The organism is Massilia sp. CMS3.1, assembly GCF_051262535.1.
In the GTDB taxonomy this organism is placed as follows: Bacteria; Pseudomonadota; Gammaproteobacteria; order Burkholderiales; family Burkholderiaceae_D; genus Telluria.
The window spans coordinates 113617-131965 of record NZ_JBIMES010000008.1; the positions used below are offsets into that span (position 1 = coordinate 113617).

At 62.3% G+C, this 18349-nt stretch carries 16 protein-coding genes; 15 read left to right on the forward strand and 1 reads right to left on the reverse strand.

Annotation, left to right across the window (positions count from 1 at the left end; genetic code table 11):
• The 15 genes from ACHAC9_RS14600 (at position 1) to ACHAC9_RS14670 (ending at position 16005) form a co-directional block, all read left to right on the forward strand.
• The gene (locus tag ACHAC9_RS14600) at positions 1-603 is read left to right on the forward strand and encodes a methyltransferase domain-containing protein (RefSeq protein WP_435760714.1); all 603 of its coding nucleotides are present in this window, start codon (positions 1-3) and stop codon (positions 601-603) included.
• Positions 604-965: 362 nt separating this feature from the next.
• Entirely contained in the window at positions 966-1328 is a 363-nt protein-coding gene (locus tag ACHAC9_RS14605; RefSeq protein WP_435760715.1) for an FmdB family zinc ribbon protein, read from the forward strand.
• A 52-nt stretch (positions 1329-1380) separates the two neighbouring features.
• On the forward strand, positions 1381-1968 hold the full coding sequence (locus tag ACHAC9_RS14610) for a DUF502 domain-containing protein (RefSeq protein WP_435760717.1): 588 nt from the start codon (positions 1381-1383) through the stop codon (positions 1966-1968).
• A 100-nt stretch (positions 1969-2068) separates the two neighbouring features.
• A complete protein-coding gene (aspS, locus tag ACHAC9_RS14615; RefSeq protein ID WP_435760719.1) occupies positions 2069-3862 on the forward strand; it encodes an aspartate--tRNA ligase in 1794 nt (597 codons plus the stop codon).
• A 96-nt stretch (positions 3863-3958) separates the two neighbouring features.
• The gene (nudB, locus tag ACHAC9_RS14620) at positions 3959-4405 is read left to right on the forward strand and encodes a dihydroneopterin triphosphate diphosphatase (RefSeq protein WP_435760721.1); all 447 of its coding nucleotides are present in this window, start codon (positions 3959-3961) and stop codon (positions 4403-4405) included.
• Between the two features lie 159 nt (positions 4406-4564).
• Positions 4565-5482: a serine O-acetyltransferase EpsC gene (epsC, locus tag ACHAC9_RS14625; protein WP_435760723.1), complete on the forward strand. Its 918-nt coding sequence runs from the start codon at positions 4565-4567 to the stop codon at positions 5480-5482.
• A 537-nt stretch (positions 5483-6019) separates the two neighbouring features.
• Entirely contained in the window at positions 6020-6223 is a 204-nt protein-coding gene (locus ACHAC9_RS14630; RefSeq protein WP_435760724.1) for a hypothetical protein, read from the forward strand.
• A 101-nt stretch (positions 6224-6324) separates the two neighbouring features.
• On the forward strand, positions 6325-7143 hold the full coding sequence (locus ACHAC9_RS14635) for an endonuclease/exonuclease/phosphatase family protein (protein WP_435760726.1): 819 nt from the start codon (positions 6325-6327) through the stop codon (positions 7141-7143).
• 4 nt (positions 7144-7147) lie between these two features.
• Positions 7148-8308, forward strand: coding sequence for a cardiolipin synthase ClsB (clsB, locus tag ACHAC9_RS14640; protein ID WP_435760727.1), 1161 nt, complete (start codon positions 7148-7150; stop codon positions 8306-8308).
• 13 nt (positions 8309-8321) lie between these two features.
• Positions 8322-8708: an RNA-binding S4 domain-containing protein gene (locus ACHAC9_RS14645; RefSeq protein ID WP_435760729.1), complete on the forward strand. Its 387-nt coding sequence runs from the start codon at positions 8322-8324 to the stop codon at positions 8706-8708.
• A 282-nt stretch (positions 8709-8990) separates the two neighbouring features.
• Complete coding sequence (locus ACHAC9_RS14650) at positions 8991-9593, forward strand: TetR/AcrR family transcriptional regulator (protein ID WP_435760731.1); 603 nt, start codon at positions 8991-8993, stop codon at positions 9591-9593.
• Positions 9594-9648: 55 nt separating this feature from the next.
• The gene (locus tag ACHAC9_RS14655; RefSeq protein ID WP_435760732.1) at positions 9649-11439 is read left to right on the forward strand and encodes an acyl-CoA dehydrogenase C-terminal domain-containing protein; all 1791 of its coding nucleotides are present in this window, start codon (positions 9649-9651) and stop codon (positions 11437-11439) included.
• Positions 11440-11457: 18 nt separating this feature from the next.
• On the forward strand, positions 11458-13854 hold the full coding sequence (locus ACHAC9_RS14660; RefSeq protein ID WP_435760734.1) for a 3-hydroxyacyl-CoA dehydrogenase/enoyl-CoA hydratase family protein: 2397 nt from the start codon (positions 11458-11460) through the stop codon (positions 13852-13854).
• A 30-nt stretch (positions 13855-13884) separates the two neighbouring features.
• On the forward strand, positions 13885-15081 hold the full coding sequence (locus tag ACHAC9_RS14665) for an acetyl-CoA C-acyltransferase (RefSeq protein WP_435760736.1): 1197 nt from the start codon (positions 13885-13887) through the stop codon (positions 15079-15081).
• A 150-nt stretch (positions 15082-15231) separates the two neighbouring features.
• Positions 15232-16005, forward strand: coding sequence for an enoyl-CoA hydratase (locus ACHAC9_RS14670; protein ID WP_435760737.1), 774 nt, complete (start codon positions 15232-15234; stop codon positions 16003-16005).
• A 66-nt stretch (positions 16006-16071) separates the two neighbouring features.
• Here ACHAC9_RS14670 and ACHAC9_RS14675 read toward each other — a convergent pair whose 3' ends face one another.
• Positions 16072-18027 carry a PKD domain-containing protein gene (locus ACHAC9_RS14675; protein WP_435760738.1) on the reverse strand — a complete coding sequence of 652 codons (1956 nt, stop codon included), beginning with the start codon at positions 18025-18027 and terminating at the stop codon, positions 16072-16074.
• Positions 18028-18349 lie beyond the last annotated feature (322 nt).

Consider the following 18349-nt stretch of genomic DNA (forward strand, 5'->3'; position numbering starts at 1 on the left):
ATGCCGGAGTTTGCCAGCCGCGATCCGCTTGCGCCGGCGTTCTGGGACGAACGCTTCGATCGCGCGTTCACGCCCTGGGATCTGGGCGGCGTGCCGCAGGCGCTGCACGCATTTGTGGCGCGTGACGCCAAGCCGCGCACGGTCCTGATTCCCGGCTGCGGCAATGGCTACGAACTGGCTTACCTTGCTGATGCGGGCTGGGATGCAATCGCCATCGATTTTTCGCCGGCCGCCGTCAGCCGTGCGCGTGCGCAGGTGGGACCATGGGCGCAGCGTGTGCTGGAAGCCGACTTTTTCAGCTGGCAGCCGGTGCACGCCCTCGACCTGATCTACGAACGGGCTTTCCTGTGCGCGATGCCGCCGGCAATGTGGCCACGGGTAGTGGCGCGTTGGGCTGAGTTGCTGCCGCCCGGCGCGCTGCTGGCCGGTTTCTTCTTCTTTGGCAGCGCGCCGAAAGGGCCGCCGTTCGGCATCGCGCGTACGGCGCTCGAAGATTTGTTGCATCCCGACTTCGCGCTGATCGAGGAAGGGGAAGTGGTCGATTCACTCCCGGTGTTTGCCGGACTGGAACGCTGGATGGTTTGGCGCCGTCGGCGCGGCTAACAACGCGCGTTGTTAGCCGCTCGGGTGGAGCGGTCGAAAAAAAAGCCCGCAGCAGCGGGCTTTTAACTACAGCATTCTTGTACGGCCATGCGGCGATGAGCCATCGCGCCAACTTCTGTTTCTTTTGACTTGGTCCCGCTGGGCTTTCACCCGCGGCAGCTTGCACAGTCGAAGATGCTATTTAAGCAGGTATGTTGATTATCGGCAAGTTAAATGCGCATGACGGCTGATTAAAAACAACACTTCAGCACCTTGCTAGTTTCGCAGGCAACCCCCGTCAAGACGGGGCGGGCCATCAATCCGTCAGAGCCCGCCAAAACCTTTATAATTCAGGGTTTTGAAGATTTTTGCGGAGTATCACAATGCCGATTTACGCTTACCGCTGCGATGAATGCGGTTTTTCCAAAGATGTACTGCAAAAAATTTCCGACCCTGTCCTGACGACCTGCCTGTCCTGCGGCAAACCCGCGTTCAAGAAGCAAGTCACGGCAGCCGGTTTCCAGCTCAAGGGTTCCGGGTGGTATGTGACCGACTTCCGTGGTGGCAATGCACCGGCGAAAGGTGTTGTGCCGCCAGCCGGTGCGGCGGCAGCCAATGCTGCAGCAACTGACGGCGCTGCCGCCACTGCCGCCACTGCCGCCCCGGCCGCGTCAACTGCCTCCACCGAGAGCAGCACGCCGGCAGCCCCGGCCCCGGCACCCAAGAGTGGCACGAGCGCCTCCTGATGCGCTCCCTGCGGCCCTGTCGGGCCGCAGCAATAAGAACAATGAGAACTTGATGCGCAAATATTTTCTGACTGGCTTGCTGATCCTCGTTCCCCTCGCGATCACGGCATGGGTGCTGAGCATGATCATCGGCACGCTCGACCAGTCGCTGCTGTTCGTTCCTGAACGCTGGCAGCCGCGCCGGCTGATCGGCGTCGACATCCCGGGCATCGGCGCGATCCTGACGATCGCCATCGTCTTCATCACGGGCCTGCTGACGAATAACCTGGTCGGCAAGTACGTGGTGCGCATCGGCGAACGGCTGCTGAAACGCATCCCGGTCGTCAGCTCGCTGTACGGCAGCGTGAAGCAGGTGTCCGATACCCTGTTCTCGTCGTCCGGCAATGCGTTCCGCCAGGCGGTGCTGATTCCCTATCCGCATGCAGATTCGTACACCATCGCTTTTCTCACAGGCGTACCCGGCGGCGACGTGAAGAACCACCTGGTCGGCGAATACGTCAGCGTCTACGTGCCGACGACACCGAACCCGACCTCGGGCTTTTTCCTGATGATGGAACGCAGCAAGGTCGTCGAGCTGGACATGTCGGTCGACGCGGCCCTCAAGTACATCGTCTCGATGGGCGTCGTCGCGCCGAATTAAAGCCAGTCCTAAGCGGACTACAATACAAGCATGCATCAAGGCCGCCGCAACTGGGCGGTGCAACCGAAACCAACCTGGAATAGAGAAAAATATGTCCTCCATGCGTACTCACTACTGCGGCCTCGTCACCGAAGAACTGCTGGGCCAAACCGTCAGCCTGTGCGGCTGGGTACACCGCCGCCGCGATCACGGCGGGGTCATCTTCATCGACCTGCGCGACCGTGAAGGCCTGGTGCAGGTCGTCTGCCATCCGGACAATGCGGATGTGTTCAAGGCCGCCGAGCACGTGCGTAACGAGTACTGCCTGCGCATCACCGGCACCGTGACCAACCGCCTCGAAGGCACGGTCAACGCCAACCTGAAGTCGGGCAAGATCGAAATCAACGCCAGCGCCGTCGAAGTGCTGAACGCGTCGGTGCCGGTGCCGTTCCAGCTGGACGACGACAACCTGTCGGAAACGACGCGCCTGACGCACCGCGTGCTCGACCTGCGGCGCGGCCAGATGCAGCGCAACCTGCGCCTGCGCTACAAGGTGTCGATGGAAGTGCGCAAGTACCTCGACAACCTGGGCTTCATCGACATCGAAACCCCGATGCTGACCAAGTCGACCCCGGAAGGCGCCCGCGACTACCTGGTGCCGTCGCGCGTCAACCCGGGCAACTTCTTCGCGCTGCCGCAGTCGCCGCAGTTGTTCAAGCAGCTGCTGATGGTCGCCAACTTCGACCGTTACTACCAGATCACCAAGTGCTTCCGCGACGAAGACCTGCGCGCCGACCGCCAGCCGGAATTCACGCAGATCGACTGCGAAACCTCGTTCCTGACCGAACAGGAAATCCGCGACCTGTTCGAGGACATGATGCGTGTCGTGTTTAAGAACGCCGCCGGCATCGACTTGCCGAACCCGTTCCCGGTGATGGATTTTGCTACCGCGATGGGCATGTACGGTTCGGACAAGCCAGACATGCGCGTGAAACTCGAGTTCACCGAACTGACCGAGCTGATGAAGTCGGTCGAATTCAAGGTCTTCAACAGCGCCGCCAACATGACCGGCGGCCGTGTGGTCGGCCTGCGCGTGCCGCAGGGCGGCTCGATGCCGCGTTCGGAAATCGACGCCTACACCCAGTTCGTCGCGATCTATGGCGCCAAGGGCCTGGCCTACATCAAGGTCAACGAGAAGGCCAAGGGCCGTGACGGCCTGCAGTCGCCGATCGTGAAGAACCTCTCGGACGAAGTCCTGGCCCAGATCCTGGAGCTGACGGGCGCGCAGGATGGCGACCTGATCTTCTTCGGCGCCGACAAGGCGAAGGTCGTCAACGACGCCATCGGCGCACTGCGCGTGAAAATCGGCCACTCGGAATTCGGCAAGAAGGCCGGCCTGTTCGACGACACCTGGGCGCCGCTGTGGGTCATCGACTTCCCGATGTTTGAGCACGACGAAGAAGCGGACCGCTGGACCGCGACCCACCATCCGTTCACGGCCCCGAAAGACGGCCATGAAGACATGCTGGAAACCAATCCGGGCGCCTGCATCGCCAAGGCCTACGACATGGTCTTGAACGGCTGGGAAATGGGCGGCGGTTCGATCCGTATCCACCGCGAAGAAGTGCAAAGTAAAGTGTTCCGCGCGCTGAAGATCGACGCCGAAGAAGCGCAGCTGAAATTCGGCTTCCTGCTCGACGCCCTGCAATACGGCGCGCCGCCGCACGGTGGCCTGGCCTTCGGCCTGGACCGCCTGGTGACGCTGATGACCGGTTCGGAATCGATCCGCGACGTGATCGCCTTCCCGAAGACCCAGCGCGCGCAGTGTCTGCTGACCAATGCACCGTCGGAAGTGGACGAGAAGCAATTGAAAGAGCTGCATATTCGTCTGCGTAACGAGCCGAAAGTCGGCTAAGTACGCTCAGACGGATGGCTGGGTAGAATAGGGGCCGGAGCGCGTTGTCATTGAGCGCTCCGGCCCCTTTTTGTTTGCTCCACGGAGAAGCCTAGCGTGCACAAGATTCCTGAGTCGGTCCTCGTCGTTATTCACACGCTTGAGATGGATGTGCTGCTGATCGAGCGCGCCGACCGGCCGGGTTTCTGGCAATCGGTGACCGGTTCGCTTGATGCGCCCGATGAGCCGCTGCTGGCGACTGCTGCCCGTGAACTGTTCGAGGAAACGGGGATCGTGGCCGACGGTGTAGAAATTCGCTTGCACGATTGGGGCCTGTCGAATATCTACGAGATCTATCCAACCTGGCGCCACCGCTATGCGCCCGGTGTCACGCACAATACCGAACACGTCTTTTCAGTGTGCGTGCCACGCGATATTCCGATTACCCTCAGCCCGCGCGAGCATGTGCAGTACGCCTGGCTGCCGCTGCTGGAAGCGGCGGACCGGTGTTTTTCATCGTCGAATGCGGAAGCGGTCTTGCAGCTGCCGCGCCATGCGACATAGCTGGGGCCAGCTGACCCCAGTCTTGCCCACTGTCTGCGCGCCTTAGATTTGCGTCAAGGAAATTGCTTACACTCAAGAAGGAGTCGAGGCATTGTTCTGACATAAAGAAGTGTGATTTAAATCGTTCGCTTTCGTCCCACCTTCGGTTAGGCTGATCAAATGAACAACGATCTCACGGAGCAGGCCGGCTCCAGCCACTGGCACCTCGGCCCCATCATCGACGCGCTGCGCACCTCGCGCGAATCGACCCACAACATCCGCCACCAGGGTCGCGTTCGCGAGCTGCCTTCGCGCGAAGTGCTGCGCCAGGTGATCGAAGGCGTCTGTGCAGCGCTGTTCCCGACGCACTACGGCCGTCCGGACCTGAACGACGAGAGCATCGATTATTTCGTCGGCGATACCTTGAACGTTGCGCTCGACCGGCTGGTCGAACAGGTGCGGCGTGCGCTGCGTTTCAATCCCGAGCTCGAAAACATCGCCGAGCTTGACTTGGGCGAACGGGCGCGCGCCGTCACGCGCAAGTTCGCCGCCAGCCTGCCCGAGATTCGCGGCTTGCTGGTGTCGGACGTGCAGGCGGCGCTGGCGGGCGACCCGGCCGCCAGTTCGGTGGCCGAGATCATGCTGTGCTATCCCGGCACCATCGCCGTGCTCTACCACCGGCTGGCGCACTGCCTGCACCGCCTCGGCGCGCCTTTCCTGGCACGCCTGGCCGCCGATATCGCCCATACGCTGACCGGCATCGACATCCACCCGGCCGCGCAGATCGGCCCCAGCTTCTTCATCGACCATGGCACCGGCGTCGTGATCGGAGAAACGGCCATCATCGGCCGCCATGTGCGCCTGTACCAGGCCGTCACGCTCGGCGCACGGCGCTTCCCGACAGACGAGAGCGGGGCACTCGTAAAAGGTGCACCCCGTCATCCGATCGTCGAGGACGACGTTGTCATCTACGCAGGCGCCACCATTCTCGGGCGCATCACGGTGGGGGCCGGTTCGACCATCGGCGGCAATGTGTGGCTCACGCAAAGCGTGGAACCGGGCAGTAATGTGACGCAGGCGCAGATGCGCAACGTGTAGCGCGCGAGGGTACTCAGGGCGTATTTTGAATAAAACCGGGTCAAACCCGGGGCGCCTTTTCGACCTCTGCGCCACTCAACCAGGCTTTCCAAGCCCTGAATTTGAATTAATGAAGTGTCAAGGAATTTTTCTTTGTAAGCGTAGATACAACGTTCAACTTCCTTTTTTCCTACAAAACTTTCTCCTAAAGGCGTACAAATGATTTCCATCAAGTATGCAAACAAAGGTTTCGCCACCAAGAGTGGTTAATGACCCAGTGAAAGTTCGTTGGACTTTCAGGAAACCTCGTCTAACGTGCATACAAATTGATACAAATACCCCGACAGCCTAAACAAATTATATACGGCAACATTCTCTGTGGAAACTATAAACAAGTTCCACACGGGAAAATTACTAAAGGAAATTCGATATGTTAGGTAGCGCACAATAGAAACTGCGTTTGACAATCGGAAACCTGTCGCCTATCTTCAGCAGTTCGCGAAAGCGAGTCCACCAACTGCAACACGTCCAACCAATGGATTCTGGGAGAAAAAACACATGGAACAATTCGAACTGAAGCACGGGGAAAAAGTGAAAGCAGTCAGCGTCGATGATGATTGCTTTTATATCGATCTGCTCTGCGGACTGCGCCTGGCCGGCCCGCGTCTGGTCTCCGTTCCCTTATCCGAAGCGGAAAATATGGCCTCGCCCCGCAATGGTACATTGCGTGCGCAGTGGGAAGCGGCTCCTGCGTTCGAATAAGCTGCACGCGGGGTAACGGCTCCCAGAGGCTGCGCCCCGTGCCGCACGATTGGCAAGCTGATAAAAAAATGAACACGGACTGATGGGGTTAGAATGTTCCCATGAAGATTCGTGTCGCAACTTATAATATCCACAAGGGTGTCACCTCATTACGCAGTACCCCCCGGGTGCTCGCGCTGAAGAAGGCGATTGCCGAATTCCACGCTGATATCGTTTTCCTGCAAGAAGTTCAGGGACGGCATGACCGCCATCACGCACGCTATGGTCAGCACAAGCATGAAACCCGCATCTGGCCGGAAACGACCCAGTACGAGTATTTCGCCGGCGAGTCGCACCACTCCCATTCCGCCTATGGCATGAATGCGGTGTACGACCATGGCCACCACGGCAACGCGCTGCTCAGCTGTTTTCCCATCGAAAATAGCCATAACCACGACGTTTCTGATCATGCCTACGAGCAGCGCGGCATCTTGCACTGTGTGCTGGAAACGCCTGCCGGCAATATCCACTGCTATGTCGTGCACCTGGGCTTGTTCGAAGGCGGGCGCGGCCGGCAGGCCGAGCAGCTGATCGAGGCGGTCAACAAGTCCGCGCCGCATGGCGAGCCGGTGATCATTGCCGGCGACTTCAACGACTGGCGAAATACCCTCAGCGACCGCCTGCGCAATGCGCTCGGCGTGACCGAGGTATTTGATGAACTCGGGCCAAAATCGGCCCTGGGCGACATGGTGCGTGGCTGGGCTGGCCGCCAGCCGCGCCTGGCGCCCGCACGTACCTTCCCGGCCGCGCTGCCGTGGTTCCGCCTCGACCGCATCTATGTGCGCGGTTTCAAGATCGACAACGCCCAGGTGATGGCCGGTCCAATCTGGGCCAAGCTGTCCGACCACGCGCCCATCGTCGCCGAATTACAGCTGGCCTGATGCGATGCGCAACGTTACTTACGTAGCGAACAACGACATCACCTTGCTGGAAACCGGGCAAGAGCTGTTCCCGGCGATGATCGAGGCCATCGATGCTGCCCGGCACGAGGTCCTGTTTGAAACCTATATCTTTGCCGAGGACGAGGTCGCCCGCAGTATCGAGGCGGCCCTGATCGGTGCCGCCCGGCGCGGTGTGAAGGTGCGGGTGCTGGTCGACTGGTTCGGCACCGGCCACCGTACCTGCTGCCGCCGTGCCCAGGCGTTTGCCGAGGCGGGGGTGCACTACCGCGTCTTCAATCCCTGGTTCAAGCGTGGCATTGCCCGCACGCACCGCAAGATCACGGTCGTCGACGCGGAAGTCGCCTTTGTCGGCGGCATCAATATCAACGATGACATGCGGCATGATTACGAGCCCTACTTGCCGTTGCCGGCGCCGCGCTGGGATTTCGCGGTGTGCGTTCGCGGACCGCTCGTGGCGCAGATCCACTTCGAGGCGCGGGCCCAATGGATGCGCGCCGGGCGCCTCGACCTGTTCAGCCGCATCGGGCTGTACCGCGAGACGCGGCGCACGCCGCCGACCGAAGGCGCGCGGCCGATGCGCGCGGCCTTTGTCGTGCGCGACAACCTGCGCAACCGAAGAACCATCCAGCGCGCCTACCTGCAGGCGATCGGCCAGGCCAGGCACAGCGTGCTGCTGGCCAATCCGTATTTTGCTCCGGGCCGCAAGTTCCGCGAAGCGCTGGCGCGTGCTGCACGGCGCGGCGTCGACGTGACGCTCTTGATCGGTGTCGGGGAATTTCGCATGCAGGACGCAGTGGCGCGTTCCTTCTATCCAAAGCTGCTGGCCGACGGGATCAAGGTCGTCGAATACCGCAAGACCCAGCTGCACGCGAAGATCGCCGTGGTCGACGACGACTGGGCGACCGTGGGGTCGAGCAATTGCGACGGCCTGTCGCTGTTCCTGAACCAGGAAGCGAATATTGTCGTGCGCAACACTGAGTTTGCCCGCGCCGTGCGCGCCCACATCGAACGCGGTATTGCCGATGGCGAAGACGTGCGCATGGAGGATTTCGAAGGCATCGGTTGGGTGCGCCGCATGCGCTATGAAATGGCTTACCTTCTATATAAACTGACCATGCGAATCTTCGCGATTGGCTATGCATAAGGAAGGGCAGGGTATGGAGAACGACAACGGTAGTGTGCGGATCGACAAGTGGCTGTGGGCTGCGCGTTTCTTTAAAACCCGTTCGATGGCGGCCGACGCAGTCGAGCGCGGGCGCGTTCGTATTGGCGGCGAGCCGGTGAAACCGGCGCGCGCCGTAAAAGTGAACGACAAGATTGCCATCGACAACGGCTCGGACCGCTGGGAAGTCGTGGTGCTCGGTATTGCGGACAAGCGTGGCGCGGCGCCGATTGCGCGTGCGCTCTACAGCGAGACCCAGGAGAGCGTTGCAAAGCGCGAGAACGATTCGGAGGCGCGGCGCTTGTTTCCGGAGCCGGGCAGTACGATCAAGGGTCGGCCGACCAAGCGGGATCGGCGGGCGATTTCGAAGGCGGCTGGCTAGGGCAGTGTCAGGTCGCGGCTGTGCCGGCACCGGTTGAACGCGTGGGCGGCGCAAACGGCGCGGGGATGCATGTTGCCGGGTCGAGCCGACCACCCTAGGCCCATGCGAGCGACGTTGTCGTTCGGTTCAACCAGCCGGCGCATCGCCGCGCCATCACCTGTCCCACAATAGAACCCCACCTCTAAGTTCCCGTTTGACATTCGACTGCCGATAGATAATAGTACGCTCGTTCGGATTTTTCGATTCACGCAGGGGAAACATATCAACACTTCAGCAAAATTCATGCGCAAGGGCGAGCAAACCCGGGCGGCAATTCTCGACGTTGCGCTCGAGCTGGCCAGCCGTAACGGCCTCGAAGGCCTGACCATCGGCTTGCTTGCGGATCGCATGAACATGAGCAAGTCGGGCGTGTTTGCCCACTTCGGTTCGCGCGAAGACTTGCAGATGGAAGTGCTGAAGCTGTACCACCACCGTTTCGAGCAGGAAGTGTTCTTTCCCAGCGTGAAGGAGCCACGCGGCTTGCCGCGTCTGGAATCGATGTTCGCGCGCTGGGTAAAGCGGGTATCGGTCGAAATCGCGTCGGGCTGTATCTATATCAGCGGCGCGGTGGAGTACGATGACCGGCCAGGCCCGATCCGCGAATCGCTGGTGTCGATGGTGCGTGCCTGGCAAGGCGCGCTGCTGCGTGCCGTGCAGCAGAGTGTCGATAGCGGCGCGCTGCAGCCCGGTACCGACCCGGACCAGCTGGTCTACGAGATGTACGGGCTGATTTTGGCCCTGCACCACGACGCACGATTCCTGCGCTCCCCTGGCGCGCTCGAACGCGCCAACCGCGGCTTCGCGCGGCTGATCGAGAATTACCGCAATCCCGTTCAAAGCAATTAAGCCGGCACCACAGCCTGCTCTTAAAAATACCTCTCACCTTCTTCAGGAGAAAACCATGGGTCAGTACGTCGCGCCAATCCGGGATATGCAGTTTGTGCTGCACGAGTTCCTCAACGTCACCGAAGAGTTCAAGAACCTGCCGGCCTACCAGGAAATCGACGCCGACATCATCAACCAGGTGTTGGAAGAAGGCGCGAAATTCACGCAGGAAGTGCTGTTCCCGCTGAACCACTCCGGCGACCGCGAAGGCTGCCATTACGACGCCGCCACCAAGACCGTGACCACGCCGAAGGGTTTCAAGGAAGCGTATAAACAGTATGTCGCTGGCGGCTGGCCGGCGCTGGGCTGCGATCCGGAATTCGGCGGCCAAGGCCTGCCTGTCTCGCTGAACAATTCGTTCTACGAAATGCTGAACTCGGCCAACCAGGCCTGGACCATGTACCCGGGCCTGTCGCACGGCGCCTACGAGTGCCTGAAGGAACACGGCAGCGACGAGCAGAAGTCCCAGTACCTGCCGAAGCTGGTCTCGGGCGAGTGGACCGGCACCATGTGCCTGACCGAAGCGCATTGCGGCACCGACCTGGGCCTGCTGCGCTCGAAGGCCGAGCCACAGGGCGACGGCACCTACAAAATCACCGGCTCGAAGATCTTCATCTCGGCCGGCGAGCACGACGTGGCCGAGAACATCATCCACCTGGTGCTGGCGCGCCTGCCGGACGCACCGGAAGGCTCGAAAGGCATCTCGCTGTTCCTGGTGCCGAAGTTCCTGCCGAATGCAGATGGCTCGCTCGGCGAACGCAACCCGATCTTCTGCGGCGCCATCGAAGAAAAGATGGGCATCCACGGTAACGCCACCTGCCAGATGAACCTGGACGGCGCCGTCGCCACCCTGATCGGCCAGCCCCATAAAGGCCTGAACGCGATGTTCGTGTTCATGAACGCCGCCCGCCTCGGCGTGGGCATGCAGTCGCTGGGTCTTACCGAAGTGGCATACCAGAACGCGCTGGTCTATGCAAAAGACCGCATCCAGATGCGCAGCCTGTCGGGCGTGAAGGCACCGGACAAGCCAGCCGATCCGATCATCGTGCACCCGGACGTGCGGCGCATGCTGTTGACGGCGAAAGCCTATGCCGAAGGCGCGCGCGCCGTCTGCTCGTATGTCGCGCTGCAGATCGACCGCGAACTGAACCACCCGGACGAAGAAGTGCGCAAGGAAGCGCTGGGCGAGATCACGCTGTTGACCCCAATCGTGAAAGCCTTCATCACCGACAACGGCTGGATCGCGACCTCGGAAGCGATGCAGGTCTACGGCGGCCACGGCTACATCAGCGAGTGGGGCATGGAGCAGTACGTGCGTGACGCGCGCATCAACATGATCTACGAAGGCACCAACACGATCCAGTCGCTGGACCTGCTGGGCCGCAAGATCCTGATGGACAACGGCGCCAAGCTGCGCGCGTTCGGCGAAAAAATCAAAGCCTTCGTCGAAGAAAACGGCCTGGACGAGTCGATGTCCGAGTTCGTGACCCCGCTGGGCGAGCTGGGCGAAAAGGTCGGCAAGCTGACCATGGAAATCGGCATGAAGGCCTTTACCAACCAGGACGAAGTCGGCGCCGCTGCCGTGCCTTACCTGCGCGTTGTCGGCCACTTGGTATTCAGCTACTTCTTCGCGCAGATGGCGAAGATCGCGCTGGCCAAGAAGGATTCGGACGACAAGTTCTACGAGTCCAAGCTGGCGACCGCACGCTTCTACTTTGCCCGCCTGTACCCGGAAACCGCGATGCTGATCCGCCAGGCGCGTTCGGGATCAAGCAACCTGATGGCGCTCGACGCCGACCTGTTCTAAGAACCCAAGGATAAAACCATGACCAATTTCACCGTCAAGAAAGTCGCCGTGCTGGGCGCGGGCGTGATGGGCGCGCAGATCGCTGCGCACTGCGTCAACGCCAAGGTGCCTGTCGTGCTGTTCGATTTGCCGGCCAAGGAAGGACCAAAGAACGGGATCGTCCTGCGCGCCATCGAGAACCTGAAAAAGCTGTCGCCGGCCCCGCTGGGCAACAAGGATGACGCGTCCCTGATCGAAGTGGCCAACTACGAAGACAACCTCGACGTGCTGCTTGGGTGCGACCTGATCATCGAGGCGATCGCCGAGCGCATGGACTGGAAGCACGACCTGTACGCCAAGGTCGCGCCGCACATCGCGCCAAATGCCATCTTCGCCTCGAACACCTCGGGCCTGTCGATCAACAAGCTGGCCGAAGGTTTTGATGATGAACTGAAGGCGCGCTTCTGCGGCGTGCACTTCTTCAACCCGCCACGCTACATGCACCTGGTCGAGCTGATCCCGACCGCGGGCACCCGTCCTGAAATTCTCGACCAGCTCGAGACCTTCCTGACCTCCGTGCTGGGCAAGGGCGTCGTGCGCGCGAAAGACACGCCGAACTTCATCGCCAACCGCGTCGGCATCTTCGGCATGCTGGCCACGATCCACGAAGCCGAAAAATTCGGCCTGTCGGTGGACGTGGTCGACGACCTGACCGGCGCAAAACTTGGCCGTGCCAAGTCGGGTACCTTCCGTACCGCCGACGTCGTCGGCCTGGACACGATGGGCCACGTCATCAAGACCATGCAGGACACCCTGCAGGACGACCCGTTCTTCAGCCTGTACAAGACGCCTGAGGTGCTGGCGAAACTGATCGAGAAGGGCGCCCTGGGCCAGAAGACCGGCGGCGGCTTTTATAAAAAGGTCGGCAAGGACATCCAGCGCCTCGATTTCGCCACCGGCGAATACGTTGCCGGCGGCGCCAAGACTGCCGACATCGTCGCGCGCATCCTGAAAGAAAAGGACCCGGTCAAGAAGTTCAAGGCGCTGCGCGAATCGACCAACCCGCAGGCACAGTTCCTGTGGGCGATCTACCGCGATGCCTTCCACTACATCGCCGTCCACTTGGGCACCATCGCCGACAACGCGCGCGACATCGACTTCGCGATGCGCTGGGGCTTCGGCTGGAGCGTCGGCCCGTTCGAGACCTGGCAAGCCGCGGGCTGGACGCAGATCGCGCAGTGGGTCAAGGAAGACATCGACGCCGGCAAGGCGCTGACGAACACCCCGCTCCCAAGCTGGGTCTTCGAGGGACAAGTCGCCGAGAAGGGCGTGCACACTGCCGAAGGTTCGTATTCGGCTTCCTCGAACAGCTATGTTCCGCGTTCGACCCTGGCTGTCTACGAGCGCCAGGCCTTCCGCGCACCGGTGCTGGGCGCTGGCGGCGTCGACGCCAAGACGGCCGGTACCACCGTATTCGAGGACGACTCGGTGCGCCTGTGGCACTCGGGCGACGAGGTGCTGGTCATCTCCCTGAAAACCAAGATGCACGTGATCGGCGATGGCGTGATCCAGGGCCTGAAGCGCGGCCTGGCGGAAGCCGAAAAGAACTTCAAGGGCCTGGTGATCTGGAATACCGACGCCACCGAAGGCGGCGCCTTCTCGGCCGGCGCCGACCTGCAATCGGCACTGCCAGCCTTCATGGCCGGCGGCGCGAAAGCAATGGACCCGATCGTCAAGGAACTGCAAGACTGCTTCATGCAGATGAAGTACTCGAACGTCCCGGTCGTCGCCGCGGTTGCCGGCCTGGCGCTGGGCGGCGGCTGCGAGATGGCCCTGCACGCATCGAAGCGTGTGGCGTCGATCGAGTCGTATATCGGCCTGGTCGAAGTGGGCGTCGGCCTGGTGCCGGCCGGCGGCGGCCTGAAGGAAGCGGCTGTGCGCGCCTTCACGCAAGCCCAGGGCAACGACATCCTGCAATTCCTGAAGACCGGTTTCACCAACGCGGCCACCGCGCAGGTGTCGAAGTCAGCGCTCGAAGCGAAGGCCATGGGCTACCTGAAGGAAGACGACATCATCGTCTTCAACACCTACGAGCTGCTGCACGTGGCGAAGGTGCAGGCGCGCGCGATGTTCGACGCCGGCTACCGCGCACCTTTGCAGCGCCCGGTGACCGTCACCGGCCGTTACGGCTGGGCGACGATCCGTGGCCAGCTGGTCAACATGCGTGACGGCGGCTTCATCTCCGCGCACGACTACAAGCTCGGCGACATGATCGCCGAGATCGTGACCGGCGGCGACGTCGACCAGGGTAGCGTTGTGTCCGAGCAGTGGCTGCTCGACATGGAACGTAAAGCCTTCATCGAACTGCTGAACAACCCGAAGACGCAAGAGCGGATCATGGGCATGATGCAGACCGGTAAACCGGTCCGTAACTGAGCGGTGCGGAACTAACCAAGGACGAATGACATGAGCAAACAACTTCAAGACGCATACATCGTCGCAGCGACCCGCACCCCAATCGGCAAGGCGCCGCGCGGCATGTTCAAGACGACCCGCCCGGACGACCTGCTGGTCGCCGCGATCCGCGGTGCGATGGCCGCCGTGCCGAACCTGGACCCGGCACTGATCATCGACGCGATCGTCGGCTGCTCGTTCCCGGAAGCCGAGCAGGGTTTCAATATCGCCCGTAATTCGGTGATCCTGGCCGGCCTGCCGAACACGGTCGGCGGTGTCACCGTCAACCGCTACTGCGCCTCGGGCATCACGGCGCTCGCCATGGCGGCGGACCGCATCCGCGTCGGCGAAGCCGACGTGATGATCGCCGGTGGCGTCGAATCGATGTCGATGGTGCCGATGATGGGCCACCACCCATCGATCAACATGGACACGTTTAAAGACGAGAACGTGGGCCTGGCCTATGGCATGGGTTTGACGGCTGAAAAAGTCGCGCAGCAGTGGAAAGTGTCGCGCGAAGACCAGGATGCCTTCGGCCTGGAGTCGCACCGCCGGGCGATTGCCGCCCAGCAGGCAGGCTACTTCAAGGACGAGATCACCCCGGTCGAGATCATTACCCGCACGCCGAACCTGGCAACCGGCGAGATCTCGGTCAAGCGCCGCACCGTCGACGCTGACGAAGGCCCGCGCGCCGACGCCAGCATGGAAGGCATGGCCAAGCTGAAGCCGGTCTTCGCCGCCAAGGGCACCGTCACCGCCGCGACCTCGTCGCAGATGTCGGACGGCGCCGGCGCCCTGATCGTCGTCAGCGAAAAGATCCTGCGCGAGCACAATCTGACCCCGCTGGCCAAGTTCTCCTCGTTCGCCGTGCGCGGCGTGCCGCCGGAGATCATGGGCATCGGCCCGAAGGTCGCGATTCCTGCAGCGCTGGCCGCCGCCGGCATCACCCAGGACCAGCTGGACTGGATCGAGCTGAACGAAGCGTTTGCCGCGCAGGCACTGGCCGTGATCCGCGACCTGGGCCTGGACACCTCGAAGGTGAACCCGATGGGTGGCGCGATTGCCCTCGGCCACCCGCTGGGCGCCACCGGCGCCATCCGCGCCGCGACCGTGGTGCACGCACTGCGCCGGAATAACCTGAAGTACGGCATGGTGACGATGTGCGTCGGCGCCGGCATGGGCGCGGCCGGAATCATCGAGCGCGTTTAATGTTGATAGGGCCGTGTCAGCCGTCGCGTTGATGCTGCCTCTACCTATCACCGCGTGGGCACAAGTGCTCACCCTACGGACTTCGCTTCGGTAGGGTGGGCACTCGTGCCCACGCGGTCTTTCGTGCCCCAGAATAATCGGAGACTTGAAATGACCATTCAGACCAACAAACAAAACGGCATCCTCAGCATCGAATTCAACCGCCTCGAACGCAAGAACGCCATCACCAGCGCCATGTATTCGACGATGGCCGACGCACTCATCGAGGCCGAGCAAGACCCGGCGATCCGCGCCGTCCTGATCACCGGCAAGCCGGAAATCTTCACCGCCGGTAACGATCTCGACGACTTCCTGAACAATGCCGGCGACGGCGCCATGACCGAAGACCGTCCGGTATTCCAGTTCATGCGCGCCCTCGAGGGCTGCACTAAGCCGGTCGTCGCGGCAGTGGCCGGCGCCGCGGTCGGCATCGGCACCACGATGCTGATGCATTGCGACCTGGTCTATGCCGCCGACAATGCCAAATTCTCGATGCCCTTCACCCAGCTCGGCCTGTGCCCGGAATTCGCCTCGTCGCTGCTGGTCGCGCAAAGCGCCGGCTACACCCGCGCCGCCGAAAAGCTGATGCTGGGCGAAGCGTTTACGGCGCAGGAAGCCTTCGAGATGGGCTTAGTGGCCCGCGTATTGCCGGCGGCCGAACTGCTGGCGTTCGCCCAAGGCCAGGCCGCCAAGCTGGTTGCCCTGCCGGCCGCCTCGATCCGTGCCACCAAAGCGCTGATGCGCCGTCCACGCGCGGCGCTGGTTGCCGAGACGATGGGCGTCGAAAATAAACAGTTCGGCGCGATGCTCGTTGGCGGCGAAGCGAAAGAGGCGTTTACCGCCTTCTTCCAGAAGCGCAAACCGGATTTTTCGAAGTTCGATTGATGTAAACACCGCGCTGCCTGTGCACCAAGCAGCGCGGCTGCAAGCCTGCTTTATCCCGCTTGCCCCTTAGCGGGTGCCGAACTCGAACTTCCCTTCACCAATCACTACACTGCCTTCGACACCGGCCGTTGCCGCCTTCTGCGCGGCGCCTTTGGTAAGCGCACCGTTGTCGTAGTCGACAACCTCAACTTTCGACCTCGGATCGGTATGCGCGATGCGCACATGGATGCGGTCCTTGGCGCCCGACTTCGCGCCACTCGTTGCCATCAGCGTGAACCGGTAGTTGCCCCTGCCGTTGACGCTGCCGCGTCCGCTGTACTGGACGCGCCCGCCATCAAGCGTGACCGCGTCGACCTGGCTGCTGCGCAGTGCCAGGCCCGCCACGTTCACTTCGACGGCGGCCTTGCGCCCATCGGCTCCTTCGGACAGGAAGGCGAAACGGCCGATCGCGCCGCGGCGGGCGCCGGACCTTGCCGCATTGCCAGGCGAGGCGAAGGCCCCTTCGCCGGTGATCGCAGCCTTGGCGCCGCAGACGACGACCTTGCGCTCCACCGTGCTGCTCTTGCCGCTGCTGTCGGTGACGGTCAGGCGCACCGTATAGATGCCGGCGGCGCGGAAGGCGTGCTGGGCGCTGACGCTGCCCGTGCCCTTCCTTTCGCTGACGGTGCCGACCGTCTTGCTGCCGTCGCCCCAGGACCAGACGGCCTTGTGCGTGTCGCGCACATCGACGTCCGTGAAGCCGGCCGAGAACGAGAGCAGGGCATTCACGCGCCCCAATCCCGTGAACTTGACCGGAGCGGTCACCGGCGGCTGGGCGTGGCCGGACTGCGGCACCAGCAGCACCAGGTTGCCGGCATTGGTGCCCGCGACGATGGTACCGTTGTTCGAAATGGCCTCGGCCGAGAACAGCTCCAGCCCTGCCGGCGCACCCGGGATGCGGGTATTCAGGTCGACAAAGCCGCCGGCGCGGGTCCAGACGAAGGCGCGGCCGTTGATGTGGCCGACGACCTGGCCCTGGTCGTTGAGGTCGGCCGCATCGGAGAAGTCCACGGAGGGCGTGCCGAGCACGAGCAGCCCATTCTCGCGGCTCCAGATGAAGCCATTGTCGTCGGTCGGGGCCGTAATCAGGGTGCCGGTCACAAGTCCCTTCTCGTTGACGCGTTCGGCAAAGGAGTGGACAGAGGGCTCGGTGCCCATTCCCTGCAGTCCGCCTTCCCGCGTCCAGATGAAAGCCTGGTCGTTCAGCCTGCCGTCGAACGCGGCGCTGCCGACGATCTGGCCCGCGTTGTTGATGTCGTTCGCGACCGAGGCGATGCTGGGGAAGTTGTTGAGAGGCAGCAGTCCACCGCTGGCCGGCCACTTGACGACCTGGGTCAGGATGGGGCCATCGGCCCCATCCGAGGAGCCGGTGGCGGTTCCCGCGTCGTTGATCCCGAAAGCCACCGAACGCGAGGTGGGGCCGAGGGAGCCGAGATTGACCATGCCGGTACGCGGGCTCCAGCGGAACGCGGTGTCCAGCCCCGTTGCGGCGTTGAAGCGTGCGACCCCCACAACCTGGCCCTTGTTGTTGATGTCGGTGGCGATCGCGTCGCCGACGCCTGGCGGGTTGAGGTCGACCAGGCCGGTTTGCTTGCTCCAGCGAAATGCGCGGAAGGCCCCCTGGTCGGGGTCGATCACCGCACTGCCGACAACCTGGCCCAGGTCGTTGAGGGCGTTGGCGACGGAGTTCGGCCCGCCGAGGGCCCCCAGGTCGCGTACGCCCGTTCCATCGTAGAACCTGGCGCGCGAAAGAGGGCCGAAGAATTCGGTGAACGCTACCTGGCCTTTTGCATTGATACCGGCAGTAAACCCGTTGGGCGCCAGCGGGATGACCCGGTAGGTGGTGGCGGGTACAGGCGCCTTGGTGGGGTGGGCGGCAGAGGCGCCGGCCAGCACAACGGTCGTACATGCCGCAGCGAAAAGGGAAGTCAGCCGCCAGCGCTGCTGGCCACGGGCCGCGCTGCTTGCAGTTCTCATTTGCATTTGTTACTCCTAATTCAGTTTGTGCGCTCGATCAACATGCCACACAGCAATAGGTGGTAGATGCGCGCATTCACCTCAGCTTAGTCAGCGCTGCCGAGGTAAGTACTGGTTCAGGTCAAGGGATTGAGGAGTCAAAGGGGAGGCAAGACAGCCGGCCCACGGCCCGGCTGTCTTGCTTGACGTGATGAGGGAATGTGGTGCCGGTATGTTTCCCGACCGCCGGCGCCGGTAGGGCAGCGAAGCTGCCGTGTCCTTGCGAACGAGGCCATCTTCGCGCATGAATGTGACAGGCGTTTGACCGCTGTGTGACAAATTGCTGACT